Annotated in this window: 15 protein-coding genes and 1 riboswitch; of the genes, 13 read left to right on the top strand and 2 right to left on the bottom strand. The window is 42.5% G+C overall.

The annotated features are described in order from the left end of the window. Positions 1-40: 40 nt before the first annotated feature. The 9 genes from aceE (at position 41) to recJ (ending at position 12,630) form a co-directional block, all read left to right on the top strand. Complete coding sequence (gene aceE / locus D9K81_RS07135; protein ID WP_120374929.1) at positions 41-2,740, top strand: pyruvate dehydrogenase (acetyl-transferring), homodimeric type; 2,700 nt, start codon at positions 41-43, stop codon at positions 2,738-2,740. Between the two features lie 2 nt (positions 2,741-2,742). Next, positions 2,743-4,704 (top strand): 2-oxo acid dehydrogenase subunit E2, encoded by a 1,962-nt coding sequence (locus D9K81_RS07130; RefSeq protein ID WP_120374928.1) that lies wholly within the window; start codon positions 2,743-2,745, stop codon positions 4,702-4,704. Positions 4,705-4,857: 153 nt separating this feature from the next. Further along, a riboswitch (yybP-ykoY riboswitch) is annotated at positions 4,858-4,997 on the top strand. A gap of 74 nt (positions 4,998-5,071) precedes the next feature. Beyond that, positions 5,072-5,650, top strand: coding sequence for a TMEM165/GDT1 family protein (locus D9K81_RS07120; RefSeq protein ID WP_120374927.1), 579 nt, complete (start codon positions 5,072-5,074; stop codon positions 5,648-5,650). A 193-nt stretch (positions 5,651-5,843) separates the two neighbouring features. Beyond that, positions 5,844-6,641 (top strand): oxygen-binding di-iron domain-containing protein, encoded by a 798-nt coding sequence (locus tag D9K81_RS07115; RefSeq protein WP_120365493.1) that lies wholly within the window; start codon positions 5,844-5,846, stop codon positions 6,639-6,641. A 99-nt stretch (positions 6,642-6,740) separates the two neighbouring features. Further along, positions 6,741-7,097 carry a YkgJ family cysteine cluster protein gene (locus tag D9K81_RS07110; protein WP_120374926.1) on the top strand — a complete coding sequence of 119 codons (357 nt, stop codon included), beginning with the start codon at positions 6,741-6,743 and terminating at the stop codon, positions 7,095-7,097. Positions 7,098-7,330: 233 nt separating this feature from the next. Further along, positions 7,331-8,797 (top strand): IMP dehydrogenase, encoded by a 1,467-nt coding sequence (guaB, locus tag D9K81_RS07105; protein ID WP_120374925.1) that lies wholly within the window; start codon positions 7,331-7,333, stop codon positions 8,795-8,797. 127 nt (positions 8,798-8,924) lie between these two features. Continuing rightward, positions 8,925-10,256 carry a phosphoglucosamine mutase gene (gene glmM / locus D9K81_RS07100; protein ID WP_120374924.1) on the top strand — a complete coding sequence of 444 codons (1,332 nt, stop codon included), beginning with the start codon at positions 8,925-8,927 and terminating at the stop codon, positions 10,254-10,256. Between the two features lie 14 nt (positions 10,257-10,270). Then, a complete protein-coding gene (gene pdxH / locus D9K81_RS07095; RefSeq protein ID WP_120374923.1) occupies positions 10,271-10,927 on the top strand; it encodes a pyridoxamine 5'-phosphate oxidase in 657 nt (218 codons plus the stop codon). Then, on the top strand, positions 10,927-12,630 hold the full coding sequence (recJ, locus tag D9K81_RS07090; protein ID WP_120374922.1) for a single-stranded-DNA-specific exonuclease RecJ: 1,704 nt from the start codon (positions 10,927-10,929) through the stop codon (positions 12,628-12,630). The genes pdxH and recJ overlap by 1 nt, the downstream gene beginning before the upstream one ends. Positions 12,631-12,718: 88 nt before the next feature. Here recJ and D9K81_RS07085 read toward each other — a convergent pair whose 3' ends face one another. Then, positions 12,719-13,504 (bottom strand): putative porin, encoded by a 786-nt coding sequence (locus D9K81_RS07085; protein WP_120374921.1) that lies wholly within the window; start codon positions 13,502-13,504, stop codon positions 12,719-12,721. 324 nt (positions 13,505-13,828) lie between these two features. Next, on the bottom strand, positions 13,829-14,629 hold the full coding sequence (locus tag D9K81_RS07080; protein WP_120374920.1) for a putative porin: 801 nt from the start codon (positions 14,627-14,629) through the stop codon (positions 13,829-13,831). 183 nt (positions 14,630-14,812) lie between these two features. Between D9K81_RS07080 and prfB the strand changes: the two genes are divergently transcribed. The 4 genes from prfB (at position 14,813) to D9K81_RS07060 (ending at position 18,880) form a co-directional block, all read left to right on the top strand. Further along, positions 14,813-15,908 (top strand): peptide chain release factor 2 gene (gene prfB / locus D9K81_RS07075; RefSeq protein ID WP_120374919.1). Its coding sequence is split into 2 segments (ribosomal slippage): positions 14,813-14,884 and positions 14,886-15,908, totalling 1,095 coding nucleotides; the frame shifts between segments, so codons are not numbered across the junction. 155 nt (positions 15,909-16,063) lie between these two features. Next, positions 16,064-16,363, top strand: coding sequence for an ArsR/SmtB family transcription factor (locus D9K81_RS07070; RefSeq protein ID WP_120374918.1), 300 nt, complete (start codon positions 16,064-16,066; stop codon positions 16,361-16,363). A 43-nt stretch (positions 16,364-16,406) separates the two neighbouring features. Further along, the gene (locus tag D9K81_RS07065; RefSeq protein WP_120374917.1) at positions 16,407-17,495 is read left to right on the top strand and encodes an alkene reductase; all 1,089 of its coding nucleotides are present in this window, start codon (positions 16,407-16,409) and stop codon (positions 17,493-17,495) included. Between the two features lie 104 nt (positions 17,496-17,599). Continuing rightward, complete coding sequence (locus D9K81_RS07060) at positions 17,600-18,880, top strand: 3-deoxy-D-manno-octulosonic acid transferase (RefSeq protein ID WP_120374916.1); 1,281 nt, start codon at positions 17,600-17,602, stop codon at positions 18,878-18,880. The last annotated feature ends 248 nt before the right edge of the window (positions 18,881-19,128 follow it).

Here is a 19,128-nt window from a genome sequence, read left to right as displayed (position 1 = left end):
ATATAAGAACATTACATTAGGCTTATAGAATAGGTGAATTATGGCGTTTTACGGCGATACTGATGCGCAAGAAACCCAGGAATGGCAAGAAGCATTTGACTCAGTTTTACAGCATATGGGCACAGAGCGAGCGGCATTTTTGCTCGAAAAACTGTATCAGCAAGCAATCGCTAAACACGTTCCTATTCAGCGCCTAAATACCCCTTATTTAAATACTATTTCTGTGAAAGAAGAGCCAGCTATGCCAGGCGATCAGGATATGGAGCGTCGTATCCGCGCTTTGATCCGTTGGAATGCCTTAGCAATGGTACTTCGCGCGAATAAAACGGGCGATGATTTAGGTGGTCACTTGGCCAGCTTTGCATCTTCTGCAACCTTATATGATGTGGGTTTTAACCACTTCTTCCGTGCCAATAGCGATAGCTTTGGTGGCGACATGATCTATTATCAAGGTCACTGCGCACCGGGTATTTATGCGCGTTCATTCCTTGAAGGTCGTTTGACTGAAGAACATCTGAATAATTTCCGTCGTGAAGTGGACGGCATTGGCTTACCTTCTTACCCGCATCCATACTTAATGCCGGACTATTGGCAGTTCCCTACAGTATCGATGGGTCTCGGCCCGATCATGTCAATTTATCAAGCGCATATTCAAAAGTACTTGATGAACCGTGGCTTGATTAAAGAAGAAAATCGTAAAGTCTGGGCTTATCTTGGCGATGGTGAGATGGATGAGCCAGAAAGTACAGGTGCAATTTCACTGGCGGGTCGTGAAAAGCTCGACAACTTAATTTGGGTAGTGAACTGTAACTTACAGCGCTTAGATGGCCCTGTACGTGGTAACGGTAAAATTATTCAAGAACTTGAGTCGTTATTCCGTGGTGCAGGCTGGCGTGTGATTAAAGTCGTGTGGGGCCGTCACTGGGATCCACTCCTTGATAAAGATGATAGCGGTGCCTTAAAAGCCGTAATGGAAGAAGCTGTTGATGGTGATTATCAACGCTACCAAGTGAAAGGCGGCGCTTATACACGCGCGCATTTCTTTGGTAAATATCCTGAAGCTGAAGAGCTGGTGAAGGGCTTGAGCGATGAAGACATCGACAACCTGAATCGCGGTGGTCATGACCCATACAAAGTGTATGCAGCGTATGCTGAAGCGATGAAAGCCAATGGTCAGCCAACAGTTATTCTTGCGAAGACTGTAAAAGGTTACGGCTTGTCTGAAGAAATTGAAGCGGTGAATAAAACTCACCAAATCAAGAAAATGCAGTTGGAATCTTTAAAATACGTTCGTAACCGTTTTAATCTGCCATTTACCGATGAGCAGTTGGACGAAGTGCCGTTCTATCGCCCAAGCGAAAACTCACCTGAATTGAAGTATATGAAGGCGCGTCGTGAAGCTTTAGGGGGTTACCTGCCAGCACGTCGTAAAGAAAGTGAACAGTTGGCGATTCCAGAACTTTCTGTGTTTGATGCCGTGTTAAAAGGTTCTGCAGGTAAAGAACAATCAACGACTATGTTGATGGTGCGTTTGATTTCATCGCTATTAAAAGAAAAAGCGATTAAAGATCGTGTAGTACCGATTGTTCCAGACGAAGCGCGTACTTTTGGTTTAGAAGGCATGTTCCGTCAGCTGGGTATTTATGCCGCGCATGGTCAAAAATATACCCCAGAAGACCAAGAACAATTAATGCATTACCGTGAGGCGAGTGATGGTCACATGCTTCAAGAAGGTATTAACGAAGCGGGTGCGATGAGTGCATGGGCGGCGTTGGCAACCAGTTATTCAACCAATAACTTGCCAATGATTCCAATGTATATGTACTACTCGATGTTCGGTTTCCAACGTATCGGCGATATTGCATGGGCTGCAGGTGATGCGCAGGCGCAAGGCTTCTTGTTAGGTGCAACAGCAGGTCGTACGACGTTGAATGGTGAAGGCTTGCAACATCAAGATGGTCATTCGCATATTTTAGCCAATACGATTCCAAACTGTATTTCATACGATCCATGTTTTGGTTATGAATTGGCTGTGATCGTACATGACGGCTTAAAACGCATGTATGTGAATCAAGAGCGTGTGTACTATTACTTAACTGTAATGAACGAAAACTACGAACATCCTGCAATTCCTGCAAATGCGGAAGAAGGAATTAAACGCGGTTTGTATTTATTTGAAGAAGATGAAAAAGCAACAGTTCAGTTGATGGGCTCTGGTGTGATTCTTCGTGAAGTGATTAAAGCTGCGCAAATTCTTCGTGATGAATATCAAATTCATTCAAACGTGTGGAGTGCAACAAGCTTTAACGAGCTTGCGCGTGACGGTATGGCGGTTGAAGAATATAACCGCTTACATCCAATGGCTGATGCGAAAGAATCTTGGGTATCTCAGCAATTGCGTGGCACCAAAGGTATTGTGGTGTCTGCAACAGATCACGTCCGTGCATACAGTGAACAGATTCGTGCTTATCTACCAGACAACCGTCCATTTGTGGCGTTGGGTACAGATGGCTATGGCCGTTCGGACACACGTGCGAAATTACGTAGCTACTTTGGTGTAGATGCTGCACACATTGTGGTGGCAACATTGAAGAAATTGGCTGATGAAGGCGAAGTAGATGCGCGCTTGGTAAAAGATGCGATTTCGAGTTTTGAGTTGGATACAGACCGTCCAGTGGCTTGGTTGCCACAAGCGACACCTGAACTTCACTCTGTTGCTGACTACAAAGAGGAGAACTAAGTATGAAAATTACCACTCCTGATATTGGTGTAGATAAAGCCACAGTCGCTGAAATTTTAGTAAACGTTGGTGACACGATTAGCATTGATGACAGCATCGTGCTTTTAGAATCAGACAAAGCCTCTGTTGAAGTGCCAAGCACTTCGGCAGGTGTGGTCAAAAGCATTTTAGTCAGCCAAGGCGACGAAGTTGCCGAAGGTGCGGTATTGGTTGAACTTGAGGCTGAAGGTCAAACTGCAGCGCCAGCTGAAGAAGCGCCTCAAGCAGAAGCTACACCAGCACCCGTTGCTGAAGTAAAAGCTGAAACGGTTGCTCCAGTCGTTGCACAAAATACTTCTACTGCAAGTGTTGATGTGCAAGTACCCGATATTGGCGTTGAAAAAGCCATTGTGGGTGAAATCTTGGTTGCTGTAGGCGACAGTATTGAAGTTGATCAAAGCATCGTAGTGGTTGAATCGGATAAAGCGACTGTAGAAGTGCCAAGCACAGCTGCAGGTGTGGTTGAGTCAATCAGCATTCAAGTTGGCGATAGCGTGAAAGAAGGCGTGGTGATTTTGCAAGTGAAGTCTGCTTCATCTGCGACGCCTGCAACACCAGAAGCGCCAAAACCAGCAACAGAGTCTGCACCAGTAGCAGAAGTGTCAAAGGAAGAAACACCAGTGGCAACGGCACCTGCGGGTGATGTTGAAATTGCTGTGCCTGACTTGGGTGTAGACAAAGCTACTGTGGCTGAAATTTTGGTTGCAGTAGGCGATAAAGTCGAAAAGGACCAAAGCATTATTGTAGTTGAGTCAGATAAAGCGACTGTAGAAGTGCCAAGCACAACTGCTGGCATTATTAAAGCGATTCATGTGACCTTGGGTCAGAACGTGGCTGAAGGCATTGGATTGGTGACGATTGAAGCTGAAGGTCAGGCGGCGCCTGCTGCTGTAGCTAAAGCACCTGCATCTACACCAGCACCGACTAAAGTGGAAGCGCCTAAAGCTACTGCACCTGTGACTCAAGCACCTGTCTCTCAAGGATCAGATAAGCTAACCAAAGAGCAAAATGCTGCCAATGCTAAAGTGTATGCAGGCCCAGCTGTTCGTAAATTAGCACGTGAATTGGGTGTGGTGCTTGCAGAAGTGAAAGCGTCTGGCCCACATGCACGTTTAATGAAAGAAGACTTGTTTGCCTATGTGAAAACGCGTTTAACCACGCCACAAGCAGCACCTTCGGCAACAGTTGCTCAGGTATCAGGTTTACCAAAACTTCCAAGTTTTGATGCCTTTGGTGGTGTGGAAGAGAAAGTATTGACACGTTTACAACAAGTGTCGATTCCGCAGTTGTCATTAAACAACTACATTCCACAAGTAACGCAGTTTGATCTTGCTGATATTACAGAACTTGAAGCTTGGCGTAATGATCTAAAAGCTGGATTTAAGAAAGACGGCATTAGCCTTACGATCATGGCGTTCATCATCAAAGCTGTATCTCATCTTCTGAAAGAGGAACGTGAGTTCGCAGGTCACTTGTCTGATGATGGCAAATCTGTATTGTTACGCAATGAAATCCACATGGGGATTGCGGTCGCAACGCCAGATGGTTTAACCGTTCCTGTGTTACGTAACCCAGATCAAAAATCAATTAAGCAAATTGCAGTTGAATTGGGTGTATTGGGTCAAAAAGCACGGGATAAGAAACTTTCTCCAAAAGATCTTCAAGGTGCAAACTTCACTATTTCAAGCTTAGGCGCAATTGGTGGTACTGCATTTACGCCGTTGGTGAACTGGCCACAAGTTGCAATTTTGGGTATTTCACCTGCAACCATGCAACCTGTATGGAATGGTCAAGGATTTGATCCAAAACTGATGCTTCCATTGTCATTGTCGTATGACCATCGTGTCATTAACGGTGCAGATGCAGCACGCTTTACCCATAAATTAACTAAGTTACTTAAAGATATACGTACCTTGTTAATCTAAAGCTTAAGTTAAAGCCCCTAGCTGTACTCCTGAGTTGGAAGTAGAGAGTATGGGGCGAATAGATAAAAAACACCTTGCTACGGCAGGGTGTTTTTACATGTGTAAATTTAATGGGCAGAAGATTGAAAATTTTCTATGCACAGCTTAAAATGAACACACTTCATTGGGGAGTAGCCGCTGTTCAGCTTGAACAGGTGATGGTCAACATATTTGCTCTAAAACGAGCATGGTCATCATAGCAAAGAACCAAATGAGCTTCCTAAAGCTTTCTTTTGTTGGCAAGACCTTTGATTTATCACTCTGCACATTTGGCTAGCAGGAGGGATAGGTCATTGGTATATGTTATTGCTAGCCAGAGAAATGCATCATGTTATCAGCTTTCTTTATTTCCCTCGCTGTTGTTGCTCTATCAGAGATGGGTGACAAAACACAGCTTCTTGCCTTACTGCTTGCCGCAAAATTTCGAAAACCTCTTCCTATTCTGGCTGCTATTTTTTTAGCCACTGTGGTTAACCATGGTGTGTCTGCTGTTTTAGGCCAATGGATTACCACCGTACTGAGTCCAACAGTATTATTGTGGATTGTGTCTTTAGGCTTTATTGCCATGGCTGGCTGGATGTTAATTCCAGATGAGTTAGATGATGAGTCTGAAAGCATTAACAAATGGCAAAAATATGGCGTCTTTGGTGCGACCTTTGTGTTGTTCTTCTTGGCAGAAATTGGAGATAAAACCCAAATTGCAACCGTGGCTTTAGCTGCGCGTTTTGACAGTATTGGTTGGGTCACTTTGGGGACGACGCTAGGCATTATGTTAGTGAATGCGCCTGCCGTATTTATTGGCAATAAGTTAGCAGAAAAACTTCCAATTTCTTTAATTCATAAAATCGGCGCATTGGTGTTCTTGGTGATTGGTGTGGCTGCTTTGACACAACATTATTTATTTTAAACATAATATATAAAAATAATATTCAATTAAATCCTGAGTTAAAAGCTCAGGATTTTTTGCTTATAAATGTGAACCAATTCACTGATATTTCAGACAATATAGTCTGTTTTGCTTGTTGTAACTTTAATTAAATCTCTATATCGTAGACGTATATATAAATTCAATTTTTAAAAGAAAATTTTGGGGAATTGGTATGGCTTTTGAACGTACTACATCGCAGGTCTTATTTGATAATGGCATCCATAAATGCATCAGCTTTACCAGTTTGGTTAAAGGTGAAGGTGTACAGGCCAACCAATTCCTGATTATTGATAATGGTCGTGCTGCGGTACTTGATCCAGGGGGTGATTTGACTTATGTGCCTCTGACTATGGAGCTAAACAAGTATACCCGTTTGACCAATTTAGATTTGGTGATGGCATCGCATCAAGATCCAGATATTATTACCTCAATGCCACGTTGGTTGGTTTATACCGATGCCAAAATTGTGGCATCAAAGCTATGGGCACGTTTCTTACCGCACTTAAACTCTTCATTTATGAGTGATCGTATGAAGGGCAATTGGTTAGATCGTTTGATCGAATTACCAGACCATGGTCAGGTGATTAGTTTAGGTGAAAGTAAGATTATTGCTGTGCCTGCGCATTTCCTACATTCGGTGGGTAATTTCCAGTTTTATGACCCGATTGCCAAAATTTTATTTTCTGGTGATATGGGTGCATCTATGGTGGAAGATGCCTCAAAACCATTAGAAAACTTTGCGGCGCATATTCCAAAAATGAAAGGCTTTCATCAACGTTATATGTGTTCGAACAAAGTTATTCGTTTATGGGTACAAATGGTTCGTACCATGGATGTCGAAATGATCGTGCCACAGCATGGCACTCCATTTGTGGGCAAAACGCAAATTAATCAATTTTTAGATTGGATTGAAACGCTGGAATGCGGTATTGATTTAATGGATGAAACGGTCTTTACCTGCCCAGAATAATGAACGTGGTATTCAAAGAAAAATATTGAGTTGAAAATCAGCATTTTTTAAAATTTTTCGTCCAAAAATTAATGTTTTAGATGACGAGAATAGTAAAAAATGTTGTCTCAAGTTCCAACACAGGATGCGTGTTTAAGTTGTGGCGCCTGTTGCGCCTTTTTTAGGGTCTCATTTTACTGGGCAGAGGGTTTGAATTTACCCGAGCACTATACAGAGCCAGTGACGGCGGTATATTCATGTATGGTTGGAACGAATCAAAGCTCACCACGTTGTATCGCCCTACAAGGAGAAATTGGTCAACACGTGAGTTGTGGGGTGTATCACCAGCGCAGTGAATCTTGTAAGGATGTCCAAATTGCAGATGTGCAATGTAATAAAGCACGTCGGGCATATAATTTAATTCCATTACTGGCTATAGAGACCACGCCAGCTGAACATTTTGATCAAGTGAGTTAAATCAACCACCACCACAAGAGTGAAGCCAGCACTTCGCTCTTGTAACATAAAAATTGAGATTTTTAAAAAAGTAAAAACCTTCAAATAAAGCACGATAAAATCAATAGTTGAGAGAGTAATAAAAAAATTAATATTCACTTTTGACAAAAAAAATCTGCATTGCTTGAAATAGGCATGAATAAAAAGCAAATTTTTGTTTATAATAGCGCACGGAAATTACCAGTGAGACTGTTATGTTGACCATCGTTCAAGACGCTTTGACTTTTGATGATGTCTTATTACTCCCTGCCTACTCGACTGTCCTCCCAAAAGATGTCTCATTAAAGACACGATTCACTCGCGGCATTAATTTAAACATTCCTCTTGTTTCAGCAGCTATGGATACAGTGACTGAGTCACGTATGGCCATTGCGATGGCGCAAAACGGCGGTATTGGTATTTTGCACAAAAACATGGATATTGCTGCTCAAGCTACAGAAGTACGCCGTGTGAAAAAATTCGAAGCGGGTATGGTGAAGGATCCTATCACTGTAACGCCAGAAACTTCTGTTCGTGATCTGATCGCAATTACACAAGCCAACAACATCAGCGGTGTGCCCGTTGTAAAAGATGGCAAAGTGGTTGGTATTGTGACAGGCCGTGATACACGTTTTGTGACTAATTTAGAACAACCTGTAAGCAACATCATGACCGGTCAAGACCGTTTAGTGACTGTACGCGAAGGTGAATCTAAAGAAAATATTCAAGCATTACTACAAAAGCACCGCATTGAAAAAGTTTTGGTTGTTGGTGAATACAACGAGCTTAAAGGCTTAATTACGGTAACTGATTTCCGTAAAGCAGAAAGCTATCCAAATAGCTGTAAAGATGACTTAGGTCGTTTACGTGTAGGTGCGGCAGTAGGTACAGGTGCTGAAACACCAAGCCGTGTTGAAGCATTGGTTGAAGCAGGTGTAGATGCGATTGTTGTAGATACCGCACATGGCCATTCAGCTGGCGTCATCGAACGTGTTCGTTGGGTAAAATCAAACTATCCTCAAGTTCAAGTGATTGGCGGTAACATTGCAACTGGTGATGCTGCGCTGGCACTGCTTGATGCGGGTGCAGATGCAGTTAAAGTAGGTATTGGCCCTGGTTCAATCTGTACAACACGTATTGTTGCTGGTATTGGCATGCCACAAATTTCTGCAATCGACTCTGTTGCAAACGCGCTAAAAGATCAAATTCCATTGATCGCTGACGGCGGTATCCGTTTCTCTGGCGACATGGCGAAAGCGATTGGCGCGGGTGCAAGCACAATTATGGTTGGCTCATTACTTGCGGGTACTGAAGAAGCACCTGGCGAAGTCGAATTCTTCCAAGGTCGTTACTACAAAGCATACCGTGGTATGGGTTCATTGGGCGCAATGGCAGGCTCTACAGGCTCTGCAGACCGTTATTTCCAAGATGCTAAAGCAGGCGCAGAGAAGTTAGTACCAGAAGGTATTGAAGGTCGCGTACCATACAAAGGCCCTATGGGTAATATCGTTCACCAAATGATGGGCGGTTTACGTTCTTCAATGGGTTATACAGGCTCTGCAGTGATTGAAGATCTTCGTCAAAATGCGAAGTTTGTTAAGATCACTTCAGCAGGTATGTCTGAATCACACGTACATGATGTAACTATTACTAAAGAAGCGCCGAACTATCGTGTTGGTTAATTTTTAGTAGTATTTACTCGAAAAGCCGTCATTAATATGACGGCTTTTTTTGTTTTTGGTGTAAAGTATTTTGAGTTTAAATCGGCTGATAAATATCACCGCACGTGAATAAGAAAGTGAGTAAAAAATGAGTTATTTTGGTACTGATGGTATTCGTGGAAAGTTTGGGGAACTTCCTATTACACCTGAGTTTGCATTAAAACTGGGATTTGCCGCAGGGAAAGTTTTAAAACGTACAAGTAAAAAAAGCAAACCAATTGTTGTTTTGGGTAAAGATACACGTCTATCAGGCTATATTTTAGAAGCCGCATTGCAGGCGGGCTTAAATGCTGCCGGTGTTTATGTGCATTTGTTGGGGCCACTTCCAACACCTGCAATTGCACATTTGACACGTGCATTGCATGCCAGCTTAGGTATTGTCATTTCTGCATCGCATAACCCTTACTTTGATAACGGGATTAAATTTTTCTCGAGTGAAGGTAAAAAATTACCTGATGAATTGCAGGATGCAATCAATCAAGAAATTGAACTCGATATGGTGATTGAAGACACGGCTAATTTGGGTAAAAGCGTGCGTGTGAATGATGCCAATGGTCGTTACATCGAATTCTGTAAATCAACCTTTCCATATCACTTAGATTTATCTCATCTAAAAATTGTTGTGGACTGTGCCAATGGTGCGGCGTACAGCGTAGGGCCATCTGTTTATCGTGAATTGGGCGCCAAAGTGATTGCGCTTTATAATGAGCCAACAGGTTTGAACATCAATGAAAACTGCGGTTCTACACATCCAGAAAATCTGCAAAAAGCAGTGATTGAGCATGGTGCAGATGTAGGGATCGCTTTTGATGGTGATGCAGACCGCGTGATTATGGTCGACAAAAATGGCGAGCAGATTACCGGCGACCATATTCTGTATATCTTAGCGACGCAAGGTACACATAAGCCAGCAGGGATTGTGGGTACAGTCATGAGTAACATGGCGCTGGAAATTGCTTTAGATAAAGCAGAAGTTCCATTTGTTCGTGCGAAAGTTGGCGACCGTTATGTACTTCAAGCTTTAGATAACAATAAATGGGTGACTGGTGGCGAACCATCGGGCCATATTTTAACGCTAGACAAGAGCACCACAGGTGATGCGATTATTGCGTCTTTACAGGTGCTTACGGTGATGGTTGAGCAACAAAAAGCGTTAGATGAATTGGTTGCAGGCTTTAAACTTTTACCAAATGTATTGGTGAATGTGCGCTTAGAAGCGATGTTTGACCCGTACGCTGTACCTGCTTTAGTGACTGAGTTTGAAAAAGCAGAAGCGCAGTTGAAAGGTCGAGGTCGTCTATTAATTCGTAAATCAGGTACAGAGCCTGTGATCCGTGTAATGGTTGAAGGAGATGACTTGGCAGAAGTAACCGCTTTGGCTCATCATTTGGCGGATGCTGTTCGTGCCAATGCTATTTAATTGGGAGTCGTGCTGTGAGTGATGTGATTAAAGACTTAAGTGAGCTACGTTTGAGTTATCAAAAAGCGGAGCTACATGAAGATCAAGTGAATATGGATCCACATGAGCAGTTTTTGGCTTGGTTTAATCACGCATTAGAGGCTCAATTACCTGAGCCTTATGCAATGTCTTTGGCAACGTGCAATGCGCAAGGTCGTCCACATGTACGGACGGTCTTGCTGCGCGGTGCAACCGTGTTGGGTTATGATTTTTATACCAACTACGACAGCCAAAAAGGCAATGATCTTGCTGAAAATCCGTATGCGGAATTGTTGTTTTATTGGCAAGAGCAAGAGCGTCAAATTCGTGTGAGCGGGCGTGTGGTTAAAATTGATGAAACTGAATCAATAGACTACTACCACAAGCGCCCACGTGACAGTCAAATTGCTGCGCATATTAGTACGCCGCAAAGTGGTGTCATTGAAAGTCGTGAAGAGCTTCAAGATCGCTTTCAGCGTTTACATGATCGGGTAGAAGGTCAAGCAGTACTGAATAAGCCAGAATTTTGGGGGGGTTACCGTTTACAGCCAGATCATTATGAATTTTGGCAAGGCCGACCAAACCGTTTGCATGATCGCCTAAGCTATGAAAAAGTAGATGGTGTCTGGACTCTTCAAAGATTAATGCCTTAATGCCAAAGATGTTGATAAAACATAGACCTTTATTGTCGCGCCCTGAATCTTTTCAGGGCGTTGCGCCCTTTATTGCCGAAATTTTGGCACGTCGTGGTGTCAGGTCAGAACAAGAATTAGATTTAAAACTTAAATTTTTACTTGCGCCTGAAATGAAAGGGCTAGAGCAAGCCATTCAGCTTATTGATCAAGCCATAGATCAGCAACAGAAGATTGTCATTGTGGGCGATTATGATGCGGATGGCGCGACCAGTACCGCACTGATGGTCTTGGTACTTCGGCAGATGGGAGCACAGGTTGAGTATTTAGTCCCTGATCGTTTTAAATATGGCTATGGCCTAACGCCTGCGATTGCCGATCTGGCATTTTGTACCTATACCCCAGATTTACTGATTACCGTCGATAATGGTATTTCCAGCCATACAGGTGTTGCGCAAGCGCAAGCGCATGGCATGAAGGTGATTATTACAGATCACCATTTAACCACTAAACCTACGCCTGATGCAGAGGCAGTGGTCAATCCGAATCAGCTCGGATGTCCATTTCCAAGTAAAGCTTTAGCAGGTGTGGGGGTGGCTTTTTATGTATTGGCCAATTTGGCGACCCACCGTAAACAACTTGGAAAATCCACTGCGGCCGTGGTGCAATATTTAGACTTGGTTGCATTGGGCACTTATGCCGATGTCGCAAGTTTAGATTATAACAATCGGATTTTGATTGATGCAGGCTTAAAGCGCATCCAGCAAGGGCAATGCCGTGCGGGAATTTGCGCGTTGTTAGATATAGCAGGCCGTGACCCTGCAAGCCTTAAAGCACAAGATTTAGGCTTTGTGCTTGGGCCACGGATTAATGCCGCAGGACGCATGGAGACCATGGACATTGGAATTGAGTGTCTATTGGCACAAGACTTAAACCATGCCTATGCTTTGGCCCAGCAATTGAATCAATTAAATATGGAACGTCGCCAAGTTGAGGGCAAAATAAAGCAAGAAGCCTTGGCTGAGTTAGAAATGATTCAACTGGATACACAAGACTTACCAGCAGCCCTCATTATGTATGAGCCACATTGGCATCAAGGCGTAATTGGGATTGTGGCAGGGCGTTTAAAAGAGCAGTTTCATCGACCAAGTATCGTGTTTGCTTCGGATGAAGATGGACTACATATTAAGGGTTCGGCGCGTTCAATTGAAGGTATTCATATCCGAGATTGTATTGAACAAATAGCAGAGCAACATCCGCATTTGATCAGTCATTTTGGTGGACATGCGGCAGCGGCGGGCTTAAGTATATTCAAAGAGCATTTTGAAGAATTTAAGCAAGCTTTTGAGGCGCTCATGGCTACGCAGGATGAACAGCTATTCCAAGCAGTCTTGTGGACAGATGGTGAGTTGCCTGAGCAGGTTTTTAATATTGAAACGGTCGATCTTTTACAAAACCTCAGTCCTTGGGGGCAAAAATTCCCAGCCCCTATTTTTGATGGCTTTTTTAAAGTGGTCGATTATCGTTGGTTAAAAGATACACATTTAAAATTACGTTTGGCTTTGGCTTCAGGTCAAGTCATCGATGCGATTGCATTTAATGCAGCTGATAAATATCAGTATGATCCAATGCAATCACAAATTCGTTTGGTATATGAACTGGATAAAAACACGTTTAATGGTGTGACCAACTTACAGCTCAGAGTTTTACATTTGGAGCAGTAGTCGGGCAGGGTTTATATCGCTGTAGGTTTAAGGCAGCATAAAAAAACCGCTCTTAAGAGCGGTTTTTTTATGGGGAAACTTGTTTGGATTAGAAGCGGTATTTCGCTGCTACACCAAATGAGTTGTAATCATTTTTGCCAGCTTCACCAAAACCAACGCGACCTTCTAAGCTCACTTGTTGATTAATAAATTTACGTGCATTGATACCCACTTCACTACGATCAGTTAGATCGTTGTTGTAGTAGTCTGCGCCAACGCTGAACGTTTTATCAATGAAGTAATCTGCTTTCACATTGAATTCATCAAGATCACCAAATGAAGCGCCAGCTTCTAAGTTGATGTCTTTACCGTTACTTAGAGTTGTTACGTATTTGGCACGAATCGTTGGATCTGCACCGCTGTCGTTGTCGTTGTCATAACCTTTCACACCCGCAGCCACCAAGAAACCAGGTGCTGGGAGGTAACCGACTTCAGCTGCATAATATGTAGTGTCGAAGTCACGTTTGCCTAGCGGTGTTTTCACTTCTAAATTATTACGGCTAATATCGCCACTTAAGTAAAAATCAGAGTTTGGCACGAAGTATTCAACGCCAGCGCCATAAGTGTTGTCATCTACATCACCACGGTCTGCAAATGTTGCATGTGCACTCACGTTACTTGCACGGTCAAGGAATGCTGCTTCTGCAAGTGGAGCATTACGAGTTTGAACTGGTTTGAAGTAATATTTACCATTTACACCAAATTCGCTACCTGAACTGCCATTGTCTGGATCAACATACGCTGCTGACGCGCCAACTTCGGCTTGGTATGCATGAGCAGTACCTGTAATTGCAACAACTGAAAGTAGTGCTGAAGCAAGTGCTAATTTTTTCATGGATCATACCCCTCTGAAATTTGCCTGAATAAATACATTTTTTGTTACAAGTTTTAGTCTAGAGAAATTTTTAGCGCCGTCAAATTGTTCAAAGTTACAGAAATGTTTCCACGGTAATTTTATGTAAAATAAATTCATTATGTTATTGAATAATAGGTTAAAAAATATAATGTTTAGTTTTATTAAAATTAAGGATTTTTTGTGAATTTAATTGTTTTTGTTGGTTTTTTGAGCAAAATTGTTAGCGCGCTCATTTTCTTTTCAGAAAAAAAGACACGCTTAAAACGTGTCTTTTTTATGCGATTTCACTGCAAATTTAGACGATTAGAAGCGTAAAGTCGCATTGATATTGTAGGTGTTTAGGTTATCACCAAAACCAATTGCACCACCTACTGCCAAGTTTGGATTGATGAAGTATTTGCTACGAATGAGGAAGGTATCTTCATCAGGCGTATTGTTACTGTAGTCGATAGACTCATAGCCAATACCAGCACTAAATGCTGGGTTAAAGTAGTAGTCTGCACCTAAACGTACTTCGTCGATATCACCGAATTCAGCGGCAGCTTCTAGGTTAATCGTGTTGCCATTACTAATTGGTGTGACATATTTTGCTTGGATTGCAAAACGGGTGTCATCTGAGTTTGGAAAATCGCTATTGTAACCATCAATCCCTGCTGCCAAGAGCAAGTTTGAAATTGGCATATAACCCGCAAGCGCTCGGTAGGTAAAAAGATCATAGTCTTTTTTCGGTGGTTTAACTGAATCTTGGCCATAGCCTAATTCAGCATTGACATAGAATTGATCAACAAAGTACTCAATCCCTGCTGATAAAAGGTTGGTTTCATATTTTGTGCTTTGACCTAATACTGGATTAAATTTAGTAAAGTCATATCCATAGCCCAAATATACATTGCTATTATGGCCCAAGAAAGCAGCTTCATTTAAAGGACCTTTGCTATTTACATTTTCAAAGTAAAAGGTGCCTTTTAGCTCAAACAATCCAGAAGTGTCTACAGCATTGCTATCAAAATCACGAAATGTATATCCCCCTTCGACTTGGCCATTATAAGCAAAGCTTGTCGTTGCTAAACCCATTAAGCTCAATGCGATGAATAATTTATTCATTGTTTATTATCCTAGTTTTGTATGTAAAAAAAGTGCAGCAAATGCTTCAAAAGCGTGCGTATTGTTTATAAAGTAAGCACCAAAGTCAATCGATGATTCGCATGGCGGGGCTGAAATTGCATAAACGGTCTGTGCTATAATTGCGGGCTATTTAAGCCAAAATTTTGATTTGAGAGAATTCGCGTGGAAATTAATCCTTATCTACTCCAGCTAAAAGACTTAAACGAACGTGGTCAAACGCTACGGGGGTATCTTTGACTACGATCTAAAGAAAGAGCGTTTAGAAGAAGTTCTCCGTGAATTAGAAGATCCAGCGATTTGGAATGACCAAAGTCGCGCACAAGCCATGGCCAAAGAAAAAGGCGAGCTTGAAAATGTCATTAATGTACTTGAAGGTTTGTCTGAGCAATTAGACGATGCACAAGCCATGCTGGATTTAGCCGTAGAAGCTGAAGATGAAAGCTTATTGGCTGACGTACAAGCAGAATTAACGACTGCTGAAGAAGAACTTGCGAAATTAGAATTCCGTCGCATGTTTAGCAATCCAATGGACCCGAACCCATGCTATGTCGAAATTCAGGCAGGTTCTGGTGGTACTGAAGCTCAAGATTGGGCATCTATGCTACTTCGGATGTACTTACGTTGGATCGAACGTCATGGTTTCAAAGCTGAAGTGATGGAAGAATCTGACGGCGATGTTGCAGGGATTAAATCTGCAACGATCCGTGTAGAAGGTGAGTATGCTTACGGCTGGTTACGAACTGAATCAGGCGTACACCGTTTAGTGCGTAAGTCACCATTTGACTCGGGTAACCGTCGTCATACCTCATTCTCTGCAGTCTTCGTTTCGCCTGAGATTGATGACAATATTGAAATTGAAATCAACCCTGCGGATGTTCGTACAGATACTTACCGTGCATCAGGTGCGGGTGGTCAGCACATTAACAAAACTGACTCTGCGGTACGTTTGACGCATGCACCAACGGGTATTGTGGTGGCGTGTCAGAACCAGCGTTCACAACATGCTAACCGTGACCATGCTTGGAAACAATTACGTGCAAAACTCTATGAATTGGAGATGAAAAAACGTAATGATGCAGCACAAGCTTTAGAAGATACCAAGTCTGATATCGGTTGGGGCAGTCAAATTCGTTCATACGTTTTGGATGACTCACGCATTAAAGACTTACGTACCAGTGTTGAGAGTTCAAACACAGGTGCAGTATTGGATGGTGATTTAGATAAGTTTATTGAAGCCAGCTTAAAGCAAGGTCTTTAATTTAAATTTTATTTAAAAACAAAGCGTTTTCAGTTTCTTTATAATATATCTAGAAAAATCGATATTAAAATCGGAAAAATACGATATATTAAGTCTAGAAGCTGGATAACGCTTTGTGTTGCTTTTATTATGAGTTCATTCAACTGGTCTGAATCATGGATATCGATTTAATATTTAAAGCACTGGCAAACCCAACCCGAAGGCAGATTTTGGAATGGCTGAAAGCGCCAGAGCAGTTTTTGTCTGAAGAACAATGTGGCGGTTTTAACCGTGGGGTATGTGCAGGCAATATTGAAAAACTCGGTAATGTTTCGCAATCGACAATGTCCAATCATTTGTCGGTACTGCAACAGGCTGGCTTAATTAAAGCAGAGAAATACGGACAATGGTCTTATTTTTCACGCAATGAAGTGCTTATTCAGCAATATATTGATTTCTTACAAAACTCACTTTGATCTCAAAAAATCGATATCAATATTCGTGAGTAAAGAGGCAAGCATGGCTGAATTTAACACTCCTTTAATTCTTGGCGATTTACATCTTAAAAACCGTGTTGTGATGGCGCCTTTGACTCGAAGTCGCGCAACAGCTGATCGTGTGCCTACTGAGATGATGGCGCAGTATTATGCACAGCGTGCAAGTGCAGGTTTAATCATTTCAGAAGCAACGGTCATTTCTGAAGAAGCCAATGGTTATTTAAATACCCCAGGTCTATTTAGTGATGCACAAGTGCAAGGTTGGAAAAAAGTTACTCAGGCTGTGCACGAGAAAGGTGGCTTAATTGTAGCGCAACTGTGGCATGTCGGCCGTGTATCACATCCAGATTTACTCAATGGCGAAACACCTGTTTCAGCAAGTTCTGTACAACAGGCAGGTCATGTGAGCCTACTGCGTCCAAAACGTGAATATGTAGTACCACGTGCTTTAGAAATTGCCGAAATTCAAGCGATTGTTGAGCAATTTAAGCAAGCGGCTATTCGTGCCAAAGAGGCAGGCTTTGACGGTGTAGAATTACATGCAGCCAATGGCTATTTAATTGACCAGTTCTTACAAACCAAAACTAACTTACGCGATGATATTTACGGTGGTTCAGTTGAAAACCGTGCGCGTCTATTGCTTGAAGTGGTGGATGCCTTAATTGAGGTTTGGGGCGCAGGTCGTGTAGGCGTACATTTGGCACCACGTGGCGACGAGCATGATATGGGTGATAATGATCCACGTGAAACCTTTGGTTATGCATTAGAGCAGCTGGGTCAGCGTAAGATCGCATTTTTCTTTACCCGTGAATATTTGGCCAATGACAGTATCAGTGAATATTTAAAACAGCGTTCAGGCGGTGTGCCATATATTGCGAATATGAAGTTAAGCCGTGATGATGCAATTGATCTGCTTGAAAAATCAAAAGCGGATGCGGTGTCTTTTGGTAAGGCTTATATTGCCAATCCAGATTTGTTTGAGCGTCTTGTACAAAATGCACCTTTAAACGAACTGGTTTTTGAAAATATGATTGGTTCGCAAACTGCGGAAGGTTATATTGATTATCCAAGTTTGCAGGATAAATTTGGTGCAGGTCACGTACAAGACTAAATTAGCGCACCGCTATCGAATCAAATAGTTTTGGGCCGCATCGATTAACAAGTTGATGTGGCTCTGTTATATTCTGCGAGACTATTCGCATCCGAGCATTCTATTTGGCTACTCCTTTTTGGTATAACGCAGCGCTTTCACTTATTAAGCCTTTGTATCGCTCTCGTATTAAAAAACGTGCCGACAATGATGCGCAGTATCAGCAGGAATGTCTTGAGCGTTTTGGCCCATTTCAGCCCGTCAAAAATCTGCATGCCATTTGGTTTCATGTGGTGTCTGTTGGTGAAACCAATGCTGCTCAACCTTTAATAGAACATTATCTTAAAAAAGGACATCCCGTTTTAGTCACGAATACGACAAAAACAGGGCAGGCCCGTGCCAAATCTTTATTTGTAAAAGCGCCTTATGAAGCGCTATTTCAAGCCGTTTATTTGCCCGCTGACCAAAAGCATTTGGTTAAACATTTTATTGAAAAATATCAGCCTAAATTGTTGGCTTTGGTTGAAACTGAATTGTGGCCAAATCTCATCGATCAAGCCAAACAGCTACAAGTACCATGCATATTGATAAATGCACGTTTGTCCGAAAAGTCGGCCAAGGGGTATGGCAAAGTGCCGAGTTTAACCCGTCCAATGCTACAGGGGCTGGATCAGTTATTGGCACAGGATCAGGCCGCACTAGAACGCTTTATTGGCTTGGGTGCAAAAGCTGAACGTAGTCAGGTGGTGGGGAGCATTAAATTTGATATTCATGCCCCACCACATGCCGTTGAGCAGGCTATACAGTTAAAAGCAGATTGGGCTTTGGCGGGCCGAAAAATTCTGACCATTGCCAGTACGCATGCACCTGAAGAACAGACGCTTTTAACTGCATTAAAACCGTATTTACAGCGCCATCCAGAACTACTCTGTATTGTAGTGCCACGCCATCCAGAACGCTTTGATGAGGTTTTTGCAGTCGCACAGACTTTGGACTTACGCACACAGCGCCGAAGTTTGGCACAAGCAATTTTGCCCGATACACAAGTGTATTTGGCAGACAGTATGGGCGAGCTTTGGCTGTGGTTGGCTTTAAGCCAAGCCTGCTTTGTGGGTGGGTCGCTGAATGAACCTGGTGGCGGGCATAATATTTTAGAGCCGATTGCATTGCAGGTGCCAACCGTCTTAGGCAAAAACTATTTTAACTTTCAAACCATCGTGGATGAGTTTGTGGCGGTACAAGGTGTTGAAGTGGTTCAAGACGCTGTACAGGCTGCCAAGGCACTGTTTGAGCTTTTAGAAAATGTGCAAAAAGCACAGGTCTTAAATGTAGCCGCTCAAGCGATCATGCAGAAGAATATGGGATCACTTCAGAAACATATTCAGGTGATTGATCAGTATCTTTGATTTTTTTCAACAATGATTCAAATGAGTTGATGCTTTAAATAGATGAATGAATAGGCACGACGGAGTCTTGTTATGATTCATTTAATTGTTGGAGCTGTTCTTTTTCTTTTGTTTAGGCAAAACTAACAAAACCATTTGTCAGTCACAAAACTCGTCGAATTTTTATGTCTAACAAAATAATCGCAGAAATTTGAGTGATTATATTGAGTGTTGCCTCGAACAGTTGTAGATGACGTTTTCGCGTATCC

The organism is Acinetobacter chengduensis (assembly GCF_003664645.1).
Classification (GTDB): Bacteria; Pseudomonadota; Gammaproteobacteria; order Pseudomonadales; family Moraxellaceae; genus Acinetobacter; species Acinetobacter chengduensis.
Note: the sequence above shows the minus strand (reverse complement) of the source record. Positions and strands in the feature narration are given on the sequence as shown.